Genomic DNA, 16,549 nt, shown 5'->3' with positions numbered 1-16,549 from the left:
GGAGGACGCCCGGTCACATGTTCGGCCGGCCTTCCGCTCGGGACGGGGCACCTACCGCGACCTGGGAACGGTCAGCGACCGGAACCCGTCAAGCTCGGCTGAAGCTTCCGTACGAGAGCGAAGAGCCGGTCCTCGTTCCCCGCGAGACCCGCGCCGCGCAGGGCCTCGTCGGCCTCCTCGATCGGGGAGGCGAGCAGCGGCATGTACAGAGGGGCATCGGCCGGGTCGGCGAGCGCGGCGCGCGTGGCGGCCAGTAAACGGACGTACGCCTGGGCCGCGGCGATTTCGGCTTCGTGCATCTCAGCATCTCCCGGTCAGAAGGTGTCGGACCGTCAAGCATCCCTCATGGGTCTGACAACGCTCTCGCGCCCGCTGCGGAGAGGCGTCAGGACCGGGCCGCGGCCGGTGGTTCGACCTCGAGGAAGCGCCGCCTGCGCGGACCGCGGTAGAGCAGGGCCGTCCACCCCAGCCGTCGCAGTACGCCGGCGCACCCGGCCAGCGCCTCCTCCTCGTCGTGCGCCGCGCCGCTCCCCGGCGGACCTGCCCACTCGACGCGCACGGAACCGGACGTCTCGCCCTCGCACACGCGGTAGCCCACGGCGGACCGCTCACCGGACGGGCCGACGGCCGAAGCGGGTATGCCGGCGGCCTCCAGCGCCAACGCCACGGCCCTTACCGGCCGGTGCCGCTCCCAGGGGGCCGGCGCACCTTCGGGGTCCGCGCGCCCCGCACCGGTCAGACGCCTGATCTGGAGCAGTCCCTCGAAGGCGGTCCGCACTTCCCCGGCGCGCCCGCCCGGACTTCCACCGGCCTCGGGACCGTCTCCCGTGGCGGGCTCGAAACCTCGCTCCTGTTCCTGCGACGCGCTCATGTCCTGTCCCCTCGCCGGCGCCGGTCCCTGTCGCCAAGTGTGCTCCGCCGCACCGACAAAGGGCGCGCCGCCGGAACCGGGTACGGCCGTAAGCTTGGCGGATACCGCTCACCGGAGGAACCAGTCACGTGCCCGACGACGATCCGACAGCCGCACCCGTCACCGAACGCTCCGCCCTGCACGCGGACTGCGCGAACTGCTTCGGGCTCTGCTGCGTCGCGCTGACGCTCACCGCGTCGGCGGACTTCGCGATCAACAAGGAGGCGGGAACTCCCTGCCCCAACCTGGCGGAGGACTTCCGCTGCGGCATACACACCCGGCTGCGGCCCGAAGGCTTCTCCGGCTGCACCGTGTACGACTGCTTCGGCGCGGGACAGAAGGTGTCCCAGGAGACCTACGCCGGCCGGGACTGGCGGACGGCCGCGGACACCGCTCAGCAGATGTTCCAGGTCTTCCCGGTGATGAGACAGCTGCACGAACTGCTCTGGTATCTCACCGAAGCGCTCACCCTGCCCGCGGCCGCGAGCCTGTACGCCGATCTCCGCGACGCCCTCGGAGCGACCGACCGTCTCACCCGCCTGCCCGCCGAGGAGCTCGCGGAACTGGACGTGTCCGCACACCGGGACAGGACAGCGGCCCTCCTGCTGCGCGCCGGTGAACTCGAACGCGCCACGGTCCCCGGGCACGGGAAGCGCGGCCGACGAGGTGCCGACCTCATCGGCGCCCGGCTCAGGGGCGCCGATCTGCGCGGCGCCGAACTCCGCGGGGCGTACCTCATCGCGGCCGACCTGCGCGGAGCCGACCTCCGTCGCGCGGAGCTCATCGGCGCCGACTTCCGGGACGCCGACCTCTCCGACGCCGACCTCAGCGGCGCCCTCTTCCTCACCCAGGCGCAGCTGAACGCGGCGCGGGGCAACGCCGCCACGAAACTGCCGGACTCCCTGACCCGGCCTTCCCACTGGCCGGGGAGCAGTCCCGGGACGGCCTCGGCGCCCCAGGCCGGCCGCCGGGCCCGTCGGCGCAGGTGAGAGCGCCCCGGCCCCGGTGCGCGGGCACCGGTTCACGCGGGCGGGTGACGGTCACAGACCGCTGACGAGTTCGACGAGCGGAGCCGGTACCTCTCCGGGGCCGAGCGGCTCCACCAGGAGACGGCCGTATCGGATCTTGCGACCCTTCTTCGTGCCCAGGAAACGCCGCAACTGCTGCTGACGGGGCCGGCCGTGCTGCGCGGGCTGCCGCAGGAAGGTCTGCCAGGCCCGCAGGTCGCCCTCGGCCCGGATGACCTCCTCGACCCGCGCCGTGCCCAGCGCGCGGATGAGCTCGTCCTCCAGGTCTGCCACGCACACGAAGAAGCCCCCGTGCGGAGCCCGCGCCCGCCGCAGTCCACGGTCGTAGAAGCGCTGCTCGCGCTCGTCGCACAGTCCTCGCAGGCGCAGACCTAGACCGGGCGGCCCGAGAAGAGCGGCATAGCGGCCGATGCTCATGGCCCCGCCCATCGGCACGACACACACCCCCTCGGCGGCGAGGTCCCGGCCACGTCGTTCGGCCAGTGTCTCGACTGCCGCGAGGTCGCTCGGTCCTTCCAGCAGCACCGCCGTCCGCAGCCCCAGCCGGGCCGCCAGGTCGCTCGCCGGTCCACCGGGGCCGCCGGCCGCCCAGCCGCTGACCGCGTCCCGGAATGCGCGCATGTCCGTCATGGAGCGAGTCTGCACGTTCCCCGCCAGGTACGGCACCGGATATTCGACCCCGCACGGCAGGCGCGGCGTCTCGTCATCGAGGCCGCCCGACGCGAGAGGTGGTCAGGCGAGCATTCCGGCGCGGAGCTTGCCCAGCGTGCGGGTGAGGAGGCGGGAGACGTGCATCTGGGAGACGTCCAGTTCGGCGCCGATCTGTGACTGCGTCATCTCCTGCCCGAAGCGCATCTCGATGATGCGGCGCTCGCGCTCGTCGAGTTCCCCGAGGAGCGGGGCGAGGGCGTGCAGGTTCTCCACCGTCTCCATGGCCGAGTCCGGCTCGCCCAGGATGTCGGCGAACGTGCGCGACGCCTTGCCCGTGGTCTCGCCGCCGTCGGTCGGGAGGTCGAGGGATCCCGCGGTGTAGCCGTTCGACGCGATGATGCCCTCCATGACCTCGTCCTCGGTGAGGTCCATGAAGTCGGCCAGTTCCTTGGCCGTGGGGTCACGGTCCAGGTGTGTGGAGAGTTCGTCCTTCGCCTTGGCCAGATCGACGCGGAGTTCCTGCAGACGCCGGGGGACATGGACGGCCCACGTGGTGTCCCGGAAGAAGCGCTTGATCTCACCGACGATGTAAGGAACGGCGAAGGTGGCGAACTCGACCTCCCGGGACAGCTCGAACCGGTCGATCGCCTTGATGAGTCCGATCGTGCCGACCTGGGTGATGTCCTCCATGTCGCCACTGCCCCGGTTGCGGAAGCGCCGTGCTGCGAACCGGACCAGGGAGATGTTCATCTCGATGAGGGTGTTGCGCGCGTACTGGTACTCGTGCGTGCCCTCCTCGAGGACCTGCAACTGCTCGAAGAACAGGGTCGACAGGGCGCGGGCGTCCTTCGGGGCCACCTTGCCGGCGTCCTCGATCCAGGGCAGCTCCCCGATGTGCCCCGGCGAAGCCTCCGTAGCCGGCGCCTTGTCAGCCGATACGGTCCCGGCCGTCTTTTCAGGAATCACTGTGGTCCCACCCTCCCTGGTACTGAGCGCACTTCGTGACCAGCCCCTGCCCCGCCCCGGGAGGCCTATGCGCGATGACACGAACTTTCTTGCTGTGTGGAAACAGTTGTTGCTGGACATCGTAAGATGAGCACGCCGGCCACGGGTGCGACCTCCAGGGCGCGCCGCGCTGGATCGGGTACAGGACCCGTACGCTGGAGGCGACAGCCAGGGCCCACAGGTGGTCCGGGTTTCGGCGCAGCACGATGAGAAACAGGATCACGTGGACAGATTCGCTGCCGTCGAGCGGGAGCTGCGTAAGGCCGCGCCCCATCTGCTCCTCGATGTCGTCACGGCGGCTCTGCGGGAGCAGTGCGACGCACAGAGTGTGGAATTGCGGCTCGCCGACTACGGCGTGACCACGCTTCAGGTGGTGTCCGAGGCGCCGCTCGCCGAACCGGTGCCCATCCATGACAGCCCGCAGGGACGTGCCTTCGGTGCCCAGGAGCCGTTCGTGGAGCCCCTGACCACGCCGGGACCGGCGACGGTGCACCTGCCTGTGACCGTCCGGGGCGACCGGCTGGGCATCCTCACCGTCACGGCGCCGGAGAGCAGCTGTACTCCGGAGGGCCTGGCGGGGATGCAGCAGATCTGCGAAGCGCTCGGCCACGAGATCCTGGTCGCCGAGCGGGACACGGACCTCTACCTGCTGGCCCGCCGCGCCACCCGGCTGACCCTGGCCGCGGAGATGCAGTGGCAGCTGCTGCCCGGCCGCTCGGTCTCCCGCCCCGAATTCGCGCTCGGTGCCCATCTGGAGCCCGCGTACGCGATCTTCGGCGACAACTTCGACTGGTCGGTGTCGGCCCATCACCTCACGCTCACCGTCACCAACGGCATGGGCAAGGGGATGGAGGCGGCCCTGCTGACCAACCTCGTCGTCAACGCGCTGCGCAACGCCCGGCGCGCCGGCCTCGACCTCGCCGGCCAGGCCAGCCTCGCCGATCAGGCCGTCTACGCCCAGCACCGCGGCGCGCTGCACGCGTCGGTTCTGCTGCTGCGCTTCGACCTGGCAACGGGGGAGGTGGAGGCCGTGGACGCGGGATCCCCCCGGATGTGGCGGCTCAGGGGGCGCGCCGTCGAATCCCTCGACTTCGACGCGCAGCTCCCGCTGGGTATGTTCGAGGAGACGGAGTACGTCGCGGAGCACCTGCGGGTGGAACCGGGCGACCGGCTGCTGATCGGCAGTGACGGTGTCTACGACAGCGCGTCGGCGGCGGGGGAGCGCTACGGGCAGCGTGCTCTCGCGCGCTCGTTGTCCGCGCACCGCTTCCTGCCGTCCGAGCAGGTGCCGCTGGCGGTGCTCCGGGATCTCCGGGACTACCGAGGAGCCACACCGCTGGACGACGACGCCCTGGTGGTCTGCCTGGACTGGTTCGGCCGGCAGTCCGCCGGCGGCGGCGCGCCCGAGTGAGGGGCGCCTTCGGGTGGAAGTGCGGTCGGCCGGTCCCTATCCGGTCGACCGCAGGGGTCTCGCGCCGCCGCTGTCCTGCCCCGAGGCCGCGTTGCGGAAGGCCCTGAGCCCTTCGAGGAACGAACGCCGAGCCTTGGCCGGCATGGCGTCGATCGTGGACATCAGCACCTCCTCCCTGCGTGCACGCAGGTCGACGAGGTACGCCTTGCCGTGGCTGGTCAGCCGGAGCTCCAGCTCCCGGCGGCTCACCGGGCTGGGGGCGCGCTCCACGAGCCCCGTGGCCTGCAGGCGGTCGCACAGCCTGCTGACGGAGGGGGAGGCCGATCCCAGGGATTCGGCGAGCATCCGCAGATTGATGCCTTCCTCGCGGTCCAGCGTGTACAGCACGCGAAGCTGGGAAGGAGAGACCGGGCCGGTCGGCGCGGCCTCACGTCCGTGCTCCCAGAGGACCTCGAGGAGTTCGACGAACTCGGAACCCTCACGGGCCGCATCCCGGGACCGCTGGTCGGGTTCGGGGTTCAGGCCCATATTGATGACACTCCGATCCGGCATCGCCTCACTCGTCCGTCTGGCCACCGGACCGAGCAAACGAGCCGGGCATTCGATGCGCTCGTATGGAAAGCCAGGACAAAGGTTCAGGGACACGCGCGTGGCCCTGCATATCGTACCCCTGTCTGCCGCAGGCTTCCGAGGTCGCCGTCGCCACCCTGATCCGTTTCCTCATGACAATAGTTGTCATAGGGTACGGTTCTGCGGTTGACATCCGATCTGTGATCTTCCAGCGGGCTTTCGCTGCTCCCGCCACGGTGGCGGCCCGCTCCCGGCCTGGAGTACTGAGACCCATGACGCACAGCCAGTCCCTCGAACTCACCGTCCGGTACCCGGCGGAGAGCGTGGCAGTCCTCACCGTCGCCGGAGAGATCGACGTGGACAGTGTTCCGGCCTTGAGGACCAGGGCCCTGGAGCTGATCAGACAGGGCAGGCCTCATGTGGTTCTCGACCTGGAGCCCGTGGACTTCTGCGACTCCTCCGGCCTCAACGCGATGATCGGCATCCTGCGGTACGCGAAGGACCGGCACGGGTCCCTGTGCCTGGCCGCCGCGCCGTCACACCTCGTGAGGCTGCTCGACATCACGGGCGTCGGTGTCCTCATACCCGTGGCCCCGACCACGGCCGAGGCCCTGACCCGCATCGTGATGCCCGGCGAAGCCCTCTGAGGGCCGCCGCCGAGCTCGCGAGCACGGCCGGCCGGTGTGGGTCCCACCGGACGACCGCACCGGCCTCTCACCCCTGGTGCGGGCCGTCCTCCACGAGGCCGGACTCCGCCGCGTCGTCCTGCTCCATCGCGGCCTTGAGGCGCTCCAAGGTCGTACGGATGTTCCCGCGCTGGAATTCCGCGAACGTATGCCCCCGCGTCGCGACGCGGTCGAAGGCGTTGGCGAGGAAGTCCGGCCATGCCCGCCGGTTGTCGGTCCAGGTCTCCGTGACCCGGGTGGAGCCGTCGACCGCTTCGAAGCGGTACTCCCACAGCGCGATCGCACCCGGCAGCCGCGGACGCCGCACCCCGATCGCGTGCACGCGGAACGCGAACCGCTCGCCCGGGTCGGCGGCCGTCACCGTGCACCTGGTGGTCCAGCGGAAGGACCCGCGCTTGTTGCGGCCCTCGAAGACCATGCCGACGTGAGCCCCCCGGCGGCCCCCGAGCACCTGTGCGCCCCGGTTCTCCGGACTCCACCGCCCCATCGCCGTGGGATCGCTCAACTGTTCGTACACGGCCGACGGTGCCGCCCGGATCAGGATGCTGTCCGATACGGACATGGTGCGGGGCATGAGGGGTACTCCTAGTCCTCGGCCGGCCGGGTCGTCTCGCACCGGCCGGGCGGATCATCTGCGAACGCTTGAAGGCGCTGCTTCGTTGGACAGTGTGGCGTACACGCAACAGCGTCCAGGACACCGGACCCGAGGAGCCCGCACATGCCAAGCCCCAGCGAACCCGGCACCACCCGCACCGCCGTCACCGGCGACAGGACGCGTCTGGTGGAGCAGCTCATGGAGCGGTTCCCCCATGTGCCGAGAGAGGCCGTGCTCAAGGAGGATCTGCTGCGCGGCGGCATGGCGTTCGACGACTCCGCACTCAGCGACAACGAGCACGGGGACATCAAACCCAAGTCGTATTTCATCTTCTCCTTCGACCACAGCACCCTCCCAGAACTGGGAGCCGCCGCACTGCGCCGACCGCCGGAGGAGATCGTGCTCACCGGCGGCCCCTACGACCTCCGCCGCACGGTGGTGTCGGTGCGGGTCAACCCCGCCTCTCCGTACCGGGTGGCAGCCGGGTCCGACGGGGTCCTGGGGCTCTATCTCGACGGGGTCCGCATCTCCGACGTGGGCCTGCCCCCGATGCCGGACTACTACCGCCACACCCTGGCCAACGGGAAGTCCGTGATGGAGGTGGCGCCCACCATCCAGTGGGGTTATCTGATCTACCTCACGGTCTTCCGGGTCTGCCAGTACTTCGGCGCCAAGGAGGAGTGCCAGTACTGCGACATCAACCACAACTGGCGGCAGCACAAGGCGGCGGGCCGCCCCTACACCGGGGTGAAGGACGTCGAGGAGGTGCTGGAGGCCCTGGCGATCATCGACCGCCACGACACCGCGCGGACGACCACCGCCTACACGCTCACCGGTGGGGCCATCACCTCCCACATCCAGGGCCGCGACGAGGCCGACTTCTACGGGCAGTACGCCAAGGCCATCGAGGAGCGCTTCCCCGGCCGCTGGACCGGCAAGGTCGTGGCCCAGGCGCTGCCCAAGGCCGACGTCCAGCGCTTCCACGACTACGGCGTGCAGATCTACCACCCGAACTACGAGGTGTGGGACCGGCGGCTCTTCGAGCTGTACTGCCCGGGCAAGGAGCGCTACGTGGGCCGGGACGAGTGGCACCGGCGCATTCTCGACTCGGCCGATGTCTTCGGCGCACGCAACGTGATTCCGAACTTCGTCGCAGGCGTGGAGATGGCCGAGCCCTTCGGCTTCACGACCGTCGACGAGGCCATCGCCTCGACCACCGAGGGTCTTCGCTTCTTCATGGCGCACGGCATCACCCCGCGCTTCACCACCTGGTGCCCGGAGCCCACCACACCCCTGGGGAAGACCAACCCCGACGGTGCGCCGCTCGAGTACCACATCAGGCTGCTCGACGCCTACCGCTCGACCATGGAGGAGTACGGCCTGTCCTCACCGCCCGGATACGGTCCCGCCGGCGCCGGCCGGGCCGTGTTCTCGGTCAGCTCGTTCATGGACAGTCTCCCTCCTGAGAGTTGAGTCCGCCTTCGGTGTCCGCGCCGCGCCGCCGCCCCGGCAGGCGGGCGGCGCGGCCGCCTCGCGGCGGTCAGGCCCGCCACTCGGCGGTGCGTTCCGGGGAGGCGTCGGCCAGCGCCTTCTTGATGGCGTCGGCGTCGCCCTGATTCCCGTAGACGGGCGTTCCCGGCTGCTGGCGCCACGATTCGTCGATGCCGCCCGCGTCCACGGTGTCGAAGCCCAACTGGTCGATCAGGTCCCGGACCGCCTGCTTGGCCGCAGGGTCGTCGCCCGCCACGGGAAGGGCCTGCCGGCCAGGCGTGCCCTGGGGCCGCCCCTTGTCGAGGATGTCCTGGGCGTATGTGCCGTTGAACGCCTTGATCACCGGGTGGCCGATCTGCTTCTCGGTCCAACGGCTCTCCGTCAGCCCGTCCTCGATGGCCGCGATACGTCCGTCACGCTGCTGCGGGTAGTAGTTGCCCGTGTCGATAACGGCGACGTCGTCGGTCGCTCCGTCGAGGATGCCCGAGGGCAGGTCGGGTACCGACTTGAGCGGAACGGTCACCACGACGATCCGTGCTCCCCGCGCCGCCTCCGCCGCCGTGACAGCTGTTGCACCCGTCTCCTGGGCGAGGTCCTTGAGCGTCTCGGGCCCCCGGGAATTCGCGACGGACACGTCGTGTCCCAGCGCGGTGAGACGCCGGGTGAGGTTGCCGCCGATGTTGCCCGCCCCGATGATGCCGATCTTCATGAAAATCCGACCTTCCGATGCCGAGTGCCTGGAGTGAAAGGGTCTCGACGGATCACCAACCCGGGGGGTGCGGAGGCTATTCCGGGAGTGCCGAATCGGTTCAGCACCCGGGTGACGGATGGGAGGACCCCGGGTGGGCACGTATGGGGGAGAGAAACGGAACCGCAATGCCCCACTTGGAGGTGGCGCCCGTGCTGCACGGCGTAGATGTCAGCGCCTTTCAGACGGACTACGACACGGACGGCTCGGACTTCGTCTTCGTCAAGTCGACCGAAGGCCGCTCCTATGTGAATCCGAGACTGAAGAGCCAGGTGAAGCGCGCGAGGGACGCCGACTGCATCGTCGGCTTCTACCACTTCCTCTGGCCCGGAAACGCGAAGGAGCAGGCGGACTACTTCCTCGGCAAGACGCCGGAGAAGGAGGGCGACCTCCTCGCCGTCGACTGGGAACAGACGGGCGAGGGCACGCACGCGAGCAGCGCGGACAAGGACCGCTTCATCCGGGAGGTGAAGAGGCTGAGGCCCCACCACCGAGTGCTGCTGTACTGCAACCGCTCCTTCTGGCTCAACCACGACACGAGCTCGTACGCCGGCGACGGACTCTGGATCGCCGACTACGGCAAGGCCGCCGCACCACGGATCGAAGCGGAGTGGCGCATCCATCAGTACACAGACGACCCGCTCGACAAGAACGTGGCCGACTTCCCCACACGGAAGGCGATGCGGGACTGGGCCTCGGCTTGAGAGCGGACCGCGCTCCCGTGGACCCCGGCGCGATCGTCAACACACCGTTCCCGGCCATCGGCCAGTGGAGTGTCCTTTGCCAGCCACTGGTGCAGTGTGCGCGGAGATGACCTGCGGCGTCCCCGCGGGGAGTCCATCCTGGTCGCCGAGTCCGCAATCGGCCGTCGACCGAAGGAGTGCCGCAGTGACGACGAGGGGTCCCTCAGTATCGGCGGAAGCCGATGCCGCCTACCAGGACGAACTGTCTGTACGGCGTCGGCAGCCGGGGAAGGTGGTCATCAACTGGCTGACCACCACCGACCACAAGACGATCGGCACGCTGTACCTGATCACCTCGTTCGCCTTCTTCCTCGTCGGTGGTGTCCTGGCGCTCGTCATGCGCGCCGAGCTGGCCCGTCCGGGTACGCAGATCGTCTCGAACGAGCAGTTCAACCAGGCGTTCACGATGCACGGCACGATCATGCTGCTGATGTTCGCGACGCCGCTGTTCGCAGGGTTCGCGAACTGGATCATGCCGCTGCAGATCGGCGCGCCCGACGTGGCGTTCCCGCGGCTGAACATGCTGGCCTACTGGCTGTATCTTTTCGGCTCGCTGATCGCCGTGGCCGGCTTCCTCACCCCGCAGGGTGCGGCCGACTTCGGCTGGTTCGCCTACACGCCGCTCACGGACTCCGTCCGCTCCCCGGGCGTCGGCGCGGACCTCTGGATCATGGGTCTGGCCTTCTCCGGCTTCGGCACGATCGTCGGGTCGGTCAACTTCATCACCACGATCATCTGCATGCGCGCCCCCGGCATGACGATGTTCCGCATGCCGATCTTCACCTGGAACGTCCTGCTGACCGGTGTCCTGGTCCTGCTGGCCTTCCCGGTCCTGGCCGCCGCGCTGCTCGCGCTGGAGGCCGACCGTAAATTCGGCGCACATATCTTCGACGCGGCCAACGGTGGTGCGCTGCTCTGGCAGCACCTCTTCTGGTTCTTCGGCCATCCGGAGGTGTACATCATCGCGCTGCCGTTCTTCGGCATCGTCTCCGAGATCATTCCGGTCTTCAGCCGCAAGCCGATCTTCGGCTACGTAGGCCTGATCGCTGCGACGATCGCCATCGCCGGCCTCTCCGCGACGGTGTGGGCGCACCACATGTATGTGACGGGCGGTGTGCTCCTGCCGTTCTTCTCCTTCATGACATTCCTCATCGCGGTGCCGACCGGTGTGAAGTTCTTCAACTGGATCGGCACGATGTGGAAGGGGTCTTTGTCCTTCGAGACACCGATGCTCTGGTCGGTCGGCTTCCTGGTCACCTTCCTCTTCGGTGGTCTGACCGGCGTGATCCTGGCCTCGCCGCCGCTGGACTTCGAGGTCTCCGACTCGTACTTCGTCGTCGCGCACTTCCACTACGTCGTCTTCGGCACCGTGGTCTTCGCGATGTTCGCCGGGTTCCACTTCTGGTGGCCGAAGTTCACCGGCAAGATGCTCGACGAGCGGCTCGGGAAGATGACCTTCTGGACGCTGTTCATCGGCTTCCACGGCACCTTCCTGGTGCAGCACTGGCTCGGTGCCGAGGGCATGCCGCGTCGCTACGCGGACTACCTCGCCGCCGACGGCTTCACCGCCCTGAACACGGTCTCCTCGATCTCCTCGTTCCTGCTGGGACTGTCGATGCTTCCGTTCCTGTACAACGTCTGGAAGACCGCCAAGTACGGCAAGAGGATCGCGGTCGACGACCCCTGGGGCTACGGCCGTTCGCTCGAATGGGCGACGTCCTGCCCGCCCCCGCGGCACAACTTCCTGACGCTTCCACGGATCCGCTCCGAGTCGCCGGCGTTCGACCTGCACTACCCCTCGATCCGAGCGCTCGAGGACGCGGCGAACCGGCCGCACGAATCGGTCACCGTGGCTCCCGGGGACAAGCAGGCGTAGACCCCCGGAGTGACGGGCCGAGGAGAGGAGGACCGCGTGAAGCCGGACAAGGAGAGCACCCGGGGCCTGGCTCAGGTGGAGGGCTACCTGCTCTGGAACGCCGAGGTCGAGGAGGCCCGCCGACAGGCCCGCCGCTTCACCGACGCGCTGCCCTGGCTCACCACCGCCCAGCGTGAGGACGTCGAGCGCGTCTACGTGGCCGACAGGATCGAGGCCTGCCGGGACACGCTCACCAGGATCGCAGGCCGTGCCCACGAACTCCGGGGTGAGTACACCGCGCGCTACGACCGGCTCAGGGCCCGCTGCGTGGCGTTGTCCGTCCTGGCCGTCGGCACGGTGGGCGGCACCTGCGCCGCTCTGACGCTGATCGGCCGCTGACCCCGGCCTCGGGTGCCTGCCTCATGATCCAGGCACCCGAGGTCAGTGGCGCAGCAGACAGAACGGATGCCCCGCCGGATCCGCGAACACACGCCAGCCACGTGCGCCGTCCCCGCGGTCCAGCAGCGTCGCCCCGAGCGCGAGCACCTGCTCCTGGGCACGGTCCAGATCCGGGACACCGAAGTCCAGGTGGGACTGCTGAGGGTGAGCGGGGTCCGGCCACCTCGGCGGCAGATACCCCTCGACCCGCTGGAAGCAGAACACGAGCCCGGCCGGAGTGTGCACCGTCGCCCAGTCCTCACCCAGGGCCCACCGTTCGTCGGGACGGTCGGCCTCCCCTCCGGACAAGGCCGCGTAGAACCGGGCCAGGCGCGCCGGATCGGGACAGTCCAACACCACACACTGCAATTCAGCGATCATGCGCAGCATCCTAGGAACCCGCGCTCACCGGGCGGGGACCGCCCATGCCCGGTCCAGCTCGGAGAGGTGCGCGGCGAGCAGTTCGGAGTGGGGCGAGGGCAATTCGTCAGCCGGGTGCTCCAACTGCACCGCACACGCCGTCGTGGTGTCGATGAGCCTTTCCAGTACGCCGGCCACACTCTCCGAGCCGGCCGAGTGCCGGGCCACCGGAGGGAGTTCGGCCGCCGACAGCTCGATCGCCGCGCGGGCGGCCGCCAGCGACCGGTAGGCGTCCCGGCGCAGCGCCGCCCTTCCGGTGTGGTCCTCCCGGGCTTCCAGGACATGCCCGAGATAGCGGTGCGCCGCTCCCACCGCCGTATCGAGAGCGACCCGCACGGCGTTGCCCCGCCGGCCCGGCAGCGGGAGGTGCCCGACGAGCAGCACCGTCGCGCAGGCGAGGAGGGACTCCACCACCCGCCCCCACGAGGCGGGCGGTTCACCGCCCAGCACGACGAGGGACAGCACGAGGACGGTGACCACCGCCGTCTGCACGGCGAAGTGACGGGTGGCCACAGGAAGAAGCGCGCCGCAGAGCGCGATCGCCGCGACCAGAGGGTACGGGCCCGACGCCAGCAGGGCCGCGCCACCGAAGACCGCGGCGCCCACGACCGTACCTACGGCCCGGCACACCACGCGCGAGACAAGCGGTCCGAGATCGGGCTTGACGAGGAACACGGTGGTGGCGGGCAGCCAGTACCAGTGGTCATGGTGCAGCCACTGCGCCACGACCGTACTGGTCGCGCAGCACACCGCGACCCGAAGGCCGTACTCACGCCCCGCCGCACTCCACGCGCGGCGCAGGACGCACGCGTACGAGCGTGCTCCGCGCCTGCCCGGCGGCGCGGAGACGGGGCGGTCGAAGGCCGCCGCGGCCCGCAGAAGGGCGTCGTCCAGGGCCCGCAGCCCGGCATCCGTACGGGCCGGAGCCGCCAACGGCCCGCACGGGCCGCCGGTCCGCACCGCGGCCGCCAGGCTGCGGGGGCCCTCCACGATCCTGTCCGGCAGCGTGGCCCCGGCCCACGCCAGCGCGGTCGCCGCCTCGGCCAGCGGAAACGCCGCCGCGTACTGGGCGTGCAGCCGACGCTCCGCCGCGGAGCTCGCGTAACGCCGCAGCCGTGGCCCGGACAGAGCGTCCTGCGCCTGGTCGAGCGCGGCACTCAGCGCTGCGCGCCCCGCGCGCGCCCCCGGGCCGCCTGTGGTCCTCAGGAGCCCGGCCACCGCCTCGTACACCGCGGCGACCGCCTCCCGCTCCCCGTCGAGCCGGTACGGCCCGCTGCCGATGCTGCCCGGCGAGGGAAGGACCAGCCGCAGCAGGAGGAGCCATCCCGCACCGGCGAGGAACAGCAGCGCGCGCACCGGGCCGGGCTCGGGCAACGGCATGCCGGCCCCGATCACGACCGTGACCAGCACCTGTGTGCCGCACGCGGACGCGACGGGCCCCGTGGAACTGACCGCCCCCGCCACCAGACCCAGCAGCCCGAACAGGAGCGGCAGGACGACCAGGGACCGGCCACCGCCGACGGCCGCCGTGATCACCGTGCCGAGCAGCAGACCCGCCGCCCCCGCCAGTGCGGGGAACCCCAGGCGGGCAACGGAGGAGCGGCGGCTGCCGGGCCGGTCGTTGATGCCGGCCAGCATCGCGCCGAGGGCGGCGGGGACGCCGGCGGTCGGCCGCTCGGCGAGGACCGTCACGAACAACGGCAGGGTGGCCAGCGCCCCGCGCAGTACCGCGTTCCACGGCACCGGTCCGCGCTGGGCGCGCAGCACATGGGCGAGCCAAGGGGGAAGCCGGCCGGCAAGAAGAGAAGGCGTGGGCACCGTGCTCCTGTCCGCGTGGAAGGACGAGATCGCCTGCGGACACCTTCGGCCTGGGCTCCTGCCCAGCGTAGATCCCTTACGTGGAGGCTGTGCTACCTGCCCGTTTCCGTGACATGACGGTGTTCCGGACCGGGGATGTCAGAGAGCGGCGCCGAAGTTCTGGGTCCACACGGGGCCGCCGGACGAGTCCTCCCTGCCGATCCCGATCTCCTTGAAGGCGCAGTTGAGGATGTTCGCCCGGTGGCCGGAGCTGTTCATCCAGGAGTCCATCACCGCCGCGGCGGTCGGCTGGCCCTTCGCGATGTTCTCGCCGTACGTACTCCACCGGTACCCGGCGGCGGTGATGCGTGCCCCGGGGTCCGTGCCGTCCGGAGAGGTGTGGGAGAAGTAGTCCCGCGCGACCATGTCCGCCGAATGACGTGAAGCGGCCTTCGCCAGCAGGCTGTTGTCGCTCACCGGTGCGCACCCCTCCTTCGCCCGCTCGCTGTTGACCAGGGCGATGACCTCTTCGGCCGCCGACGGCGCCGACGAAGCCTTCGGGGCAGGGGCCGGAGCCGGCTCGGAGGAGGGCGTGCGCGGCCTCTGCGTCTTCACCGGAGTGGGGGTGGCGCTCCGGCTCCTGGACGCGGATGGAGACGTGGTCGCCGAAGGCGACGGGGACACCGAGGAGGGCGAGGGCGCGGGGGAGGAGGGCGACGACGGGGGCGTGGTCACGGGTGTGGAGGGGCCGGTGAGCGGAGCCACGGCGGTCGCCGGGTCCTCGCCCTCGTCGTCCGTGTAGAGGTGGACGGCGGCCCCGCCGCCTCCCAGTACCGCGACCGCGGCCAGGCCGGCGACGACCGTGGTGCGCCGGCGCCGTCTCACGCCGTCCCTCCGGCGCTCGGCGCGCCCGGGGCCGGACACGGCGGCCGCGGCGGGCAGGAACGCCGCCGGCAGGAGCTCCGCCGCCGGTCCGCCCACGGACGCCGCCACGGGGACCAGGGCCAGGCCCACCAGCAGACCCTCCGGCGGGACAAGCCCCGACCGGTGCCCGGCGCACACCGTGCACTCCCGCGCGTGGCGCGCCAGACGCTTACGCCAGAGAGCGGACGGGACCCCGTCCCAGTGGGCCGTCAGATCATCGAGCAGGACGCAGCGCGGGTCCGCCGCCAGAGCGCGTACCACCACGCGGGAGGCCTCCAGGCGCTCCTTCATCCGCTGGACACGCACCGCGGTGTGCTGGGGGGACAGGTCGAGGGCGCTCGCGACCTCCGCCCTGGACAGTTCTCCCGCCGTCTCCAGCCACCAGAGCGACACCAGCTCGCGGTCCTCTTCGTCGAGCCACCGCGTGGCCTCGGCGGCCTCCCGGCGCTGGCCCGTCAGACCGAGCCGGACGATCGTCAGCCCGACGAAGTCAGCGGCGGGATCGACGACGTCGTACGCGTCGTCCATCCGGTCCGCGGATATCTCCCCGCTCCTGCGCTCACGCCAGTGCCCGCGTATCTCGTTCATGGTGATGGCCACGAACCAGGACCGGAAGCTCTTCGGGGTACGCAGGGAGGGCAGGCCGCGGAGCATACGCAGCACGCTGTCCTGGACCACGTCGTCGACGTCCGCGTGCCCGTTGAGCGCCCGTCCGACGATGTTGTAGACCAGCGGCAGGTAGGACGCGACGAGCCGGTCCTGCGCCTCGGGTTCGCCCTTCTGCGCGGCCTTGATCAGCGCCGTCTCGCGTGTCTCGCCCATGCTGTGCTCACTCTTCCGGGATCCTGATCCGTCACTTCCCACACTCGGGAGACGCCGTGCGGCGGGGACGATAACAGGAATCCGGTCAGGTGCTCGATATCCGCTCCGGAATCCGTACACGCCACGTGCCCGGCCCGGTGACGGAGTGAACCGTCACCGGGCCGGGCACCGGGATGGGGTCGGACGACGAGCCCGACGCGCTGCCGTCAGGAGCGGGGCGGGTTGTCCTGGTCGCGGTCCGCGCCGAACTGCTGCTTCAGCTTGTCCTGGCCTGTGTCGACATGCTTGCCGTACTTGCCCTGCGTCCGGTCGTCGATCATGTCTCCGGCCCTGTCGACGCCCTTTCCGGCCTGGTCCTCGTGGCCCTTCAGCATCTTCTTGATCTTGTCCAGCGCGGACATGGCGGATCCTCCTCGTGTCGGCTTCCCCCACTCGTCAAGGGTCACCGCACATCG

Annotated in this window: 18 protein-coding genes; 7 read left to right on the top strand and 11 right to left on the bottom strand. The window is 70.3% G+C overall.

Annotated features, from left to right (window positions below; translation table 11 throughout):
• Positions 1–71: 71 nt before the first annotated feature.
• Positions 72–299, bottom strand: a complete 228-nt coding sequence (locus ACIP63_RS19500; protein ID WP_401517145.1) for a hypothetical protein — start codon at positions 297–299, stop codon at positions 72–74.
• Positions 300–385: 86 nt separating this feature from the next.
• The gene (locus tag ACIP63_RS19495; RefSeq protein ID WP_401517144.1) at positions 386–871 is read right to left on the bottom strand and encodes a hypothetical protein; all 486 of its coding nucleotides are present in this window, start codon (positions 869–871) and stop codon (positions 386–388) included.
• A gap of 128 nt (positions 872–999) precedes the next feature.
• On the opposite strand from ACIP63_RS19495, the gene ACIP63_RS19490 reads away from it, so the two are divergent.
• On the top strand, positions 1,000–1,899 hold the full coding sequence (locus ACIP63_RS19490) for a pentapeptide repeat-containing protein (protein WP_401517142.1): 900 nt from the start codon (positions 1,000–1,002) through the stop codon (positions 1,897–1,899).
• 51 nt (positions 1,900–1,950) lie between these two features.
• On the opposite strand, the gene ACIP63_RS19485 is transcribed toward ACIP63_RS19490, so the two are convergent.
• Positions 1,951–2,568, bottom strand: coding sequence for a TOPRIM nucleotidyl transferase/hydrolase domain-containing protein (locus ACIP63_RS19485; protein ID WP_401517140.1), 618 nt, complete (start codon positions 2,566–2,568; stop codon positions 1,951–1,953).
• 102 nt (positions 2,569–2,670) lie between these two features.
• Positions 2,671–3,555, bottom strand: a complete 885-nt coding sequence (locus tag ACIP63_RS19480) for a SigB/SigF/SigG family RNA polymerase sigma factor (RefSeq protein WP_401517138.1) — start codon at positions 3,553–3,555, stop codon at positions 2,671–2,673.
• Positions 3,556–3,817: 262 nt separating this feature from the next.
• Between ACIP63_RS19480 and ACIP63_RS19475 the strand changes: the two genes are divergently transcribed.
• Positions 3,818–5,005 carry a PP2C family protein-serine/threonine phosphatase gene (locus tag ACIP63_RS19475; RefSeq protein WP_401517136.1) on the top strand — a complete coding sequence of 396 codons (1,188 nt, stop codon included), beginning with the start codon at positions 3,818–3,820 and terminating at the stop codon, positions 5,003–5,005.
• Between the two features lie 36 nt (positions 5,006–5,041).
• Here the strand turns inward: ACIP63_RS19475 and ACIP63_RS19470 are convergent, their stop codons facing one another.
• Positions 5,042–5,533: a MarR family winged helix-turn-helix transcriptional regulator gene (locus tag ACIP63_RS19470; protein WP_401518251.1), complete on the bottom strand. Its 492-nt coding sequence runs from the start codon at positions 5,531–5,533 to the stop codon at positions 5,042–5,044.
• 314 nt (positions 5,534–5,847) lie between these two features.
• On the opposite strand from ACIP63_RS19470, the gene ACIP63_RS19465 reads away from it, so the two are divergent.
• Positions 5,848–6,222, top strand: coding sequence for an STAS domain-containing protein (locus ACIP63_RS19465; protein WP_401517135.1), 375 nt, complete (start codon positions 5,848–5,850; stop codon positions 6,220–6,222).
• A gap of 67 nt (positions 6,223–6,289) precedes the next feature.
• Here ACIP63_RS19465 and ACIP63_RS19460 read toward each other — a convergent pair whose 3' ends face one another.
• On the bottom strand, positions 6,290–6,835 hold the full coding sequence (locus tag ACIP63_RS19460; RefSeq protein WP_401517133.1) for an SRPBCC family protein: 546 nt from the start codon (positions 6,833–6,835) through the stop codon (positions 6,290–6,292).
• 144 nt (positions 6,836–6,979) lie between these two features.
• On the opposite strand from ACIP63_RS19460, the gene ACIP63_RS19455 reads away from it, so the two are divergent.
• The gene (locus ACIP63_RS19455) at positions 6,980–8,329 is read left to right on the top strand and encodes a radical SAM protein (protein ID WP_401517131.1); all 1,350 of its coding nucleotides are present in this window, start codon (positions 6,980–6,982) and stop codon (positions 8,327–8,329) included.
• 67 nt (positions 8,330–8,396) lie between these two features.
• Here ACIP63_RS19455 and ACIP63_RS19450 read toward each other — a convergent pair whose 3' ends face one another.
• Positions 8,397–9,056, bottom strand: coding sequence for an NADPH-dependent F420 reductase (locus ACIP63_RS19450; RefSeq protein WP_401517130.1), 660 nt, complete (start codon positions 9,054–9,056; stop codon positions 8,397–8,399).
• A 191-nt stretch (positions 9,057–9,247) separates the two neighbouring features.
• Between ACIP63_RS19450 and ACIP63_RS19445 the strand changes: the two genes are divergently transcribed.
• From ACIP63_RS19445 to ACIP63_RS19435, 3 genes are all read left to right on the top strand, one after another.
• On the top strand, positions 9,248–9,799 hold the full coding sequence (locus tag ACIP63_RS19445) for a glycoside hydrolase family 25 protein (protein ID WP_401518248.1): 552 nt from the start codon (positions 9,248–9,250) through the stop codon (positions 9,797–9,799).
• A 184-nt stretch (positions 9,800–9,983) separates the two neighbouring features.
• A complete protein-coding gene (ctaD, locus tag ACIP63_RS19440; RefSeq protein WP_401517128.1) occupies positions 9,984–11,714 on the top strand; it encodes a cytochrome c oxidase subunit I in 1,731 nt (576 codons plus the stop codon).
• A 36-nt stretch (positions 11,715–11,750) separates the two neighbouring features.
• Entirely contained in the window at positions 11,751–12,092 is a 342-nt protein-coding gene (locus tag ACIP63_RS19435) for a hypothetical protein (RefSeq protein WP_401517127.1), read from the top strand.
• 42 nt (positions 12,093–12,134) lie between these two features.
• Here ACIP63_RS19435 and ACIP63_RS19430 read toward each other — a convergent pair whose 3' ends face one another.
• From ACIP63_RS19430 to ACIP63_RS19415, 4 genes are all read right to left on the bottom strand, one after another.
• Positions 12,135–12,512 carry a VOC family protein gene (locus tag ACIP63_RS19430; protein ID WP_401517125.1) on the bottom strand — a complete coding sequence of 126 codons (378 nt, stop codon included), beginning with the start codon at positions 12,510–12,512 and terminating at the stop codon, positions 12,135–12,137.
• Between the two features lie 24 nt (positions 12,513–12,536).
• Positions 12,537–14,369 carry an FUSC family protein gene (locus tag ACIP63_RS19425; RefSeq protein ID WP_401517123.1) on the bottom strand — a complete coding sequence of 611 codons (1,833 nt, stop codon included), beginning with the start codon at positions 14,367–14,369 and terminating at the stop codon, positions 12,537–12,539.
• A gap of 138 nt (positions 14,370–14,507) precedes the next feature.
• Entirely contained in the window at positions 14,508–16,094 is a 1,587-nt protein-coding gene (locus ACIP63_RS19420) for a sigma-70 family RNA polymerase sigma factor (RefSeq protein WP_401517121.1), read from the bottom strand.
• A gap of 206 nt (positions 16,095–16,300) precedes the next feature.
• Complete coding sequence (locus ACIP63_RS19415) at positions 16,301–16,495, bottom strand: antitoxin (protein WP_401517119.1); 195 nt, start codon at positions 16,493–16,495, stop codon at positions 16,301–16,303.
• Between the last annotated feature and the right edge of the window lie 54 nt (positions 16,496–16,549).

The organism is Streptomyces sp. NPDC088746 (assembly GCF_044751065.1).
Lineage (GTDB): Bacteria > Actinomycetota > Actinomycetes > Streptomycetales > Streptomycetaceae > Streptomyces.
Note: the sequence above shows the minus strand (reverse complement) of the source record. Positions and strands in the feature narration are given on the sequence as shown.

Excerpts from the sequence above, each read along its gene's own strand:
- ACIP63_RS19465 (WP_401517135.1), top strand. The coding sequence starts at position 5,848 with ATGACGCACAGCCAGTCCCTCGAACTCACCGTCCGGTACCCGGCGGAG.
- ACIP63_RS19415 (WP_401517119.1), bottom strand. The coding sequence starts at position 16,495 with ATGTCCGCGCTGGACAAGATCAAGAAGATGCTGAAGGGCCACGAGGAC.
- ACIP63_RS19470 (WP_401518251.1), bottom strand. The coding sequence starts at position 5,533 with ATGGGCCTGAACCCCGAACCCGACCAGCGGTCCCGGGATGCGGCCCGT.
- ACIP63_RS19485 (WP_401517140.1), bottom strand. The coding sequence starts at position 2,568 with ATGACGGACATGCGCGCATTCCGGGACGCGGTCAGCGGCTGGGCGGCC.
- ACIP63_RS19460 (WP_401517133.1), bottom strand. The coding sequence starts at position 6,835 with ATGCCCCGCACCATGTCCGTATCGGACAGCATCCTGATCCGGGCGGCA.
- ACIP63_RS19500 (WP_401517145.1), bottom strand. The coding sequence starts at position 299 with ATGCACGAAGCCGAAATCGCCGCGGCCCAGGCGTACGTCCGTTTACTG.
- ACIP63_RS19450 (WP_401517130.1), bottom strand. The coding sequence starts at position 9,056 with ATGAAGATCGGCATCATCGGGGCGGGCAACATCGGCGGCAACCTCACC.
- ACIP63_RS19420 (WP_401517121.1), bottom strand. The coding sequence starts at position 16,094 with ATGGGCGAGACACGCGAGACGGCGCTGATCAAGGCCGCGCAGAAGGGC.
- ACIP63_RS19430 (WP_401517125.1), bottom strand. The coding sequence starts at position 12,512 with ATGATCGCTGAATTGCAGTGTGTGGTGTTGGACTGTCCCGATCCGGCG.
- ACIP63_RS19495 (WP_401517144.1), bottom strand. The coding sequence starts at position 871 with ATGAGCGCGTCGCAGGAACAGGAGCGAGGTTTCGAGCCCGCCACGGGA.
- ACIP63_RS19455 (WP_401517131.1), top strand. The coding sequence starts at position 6,980 with ATGCCAAGCCCCAGCGAACCCGGCACCACCCGCACCGCCGTCACCGGC.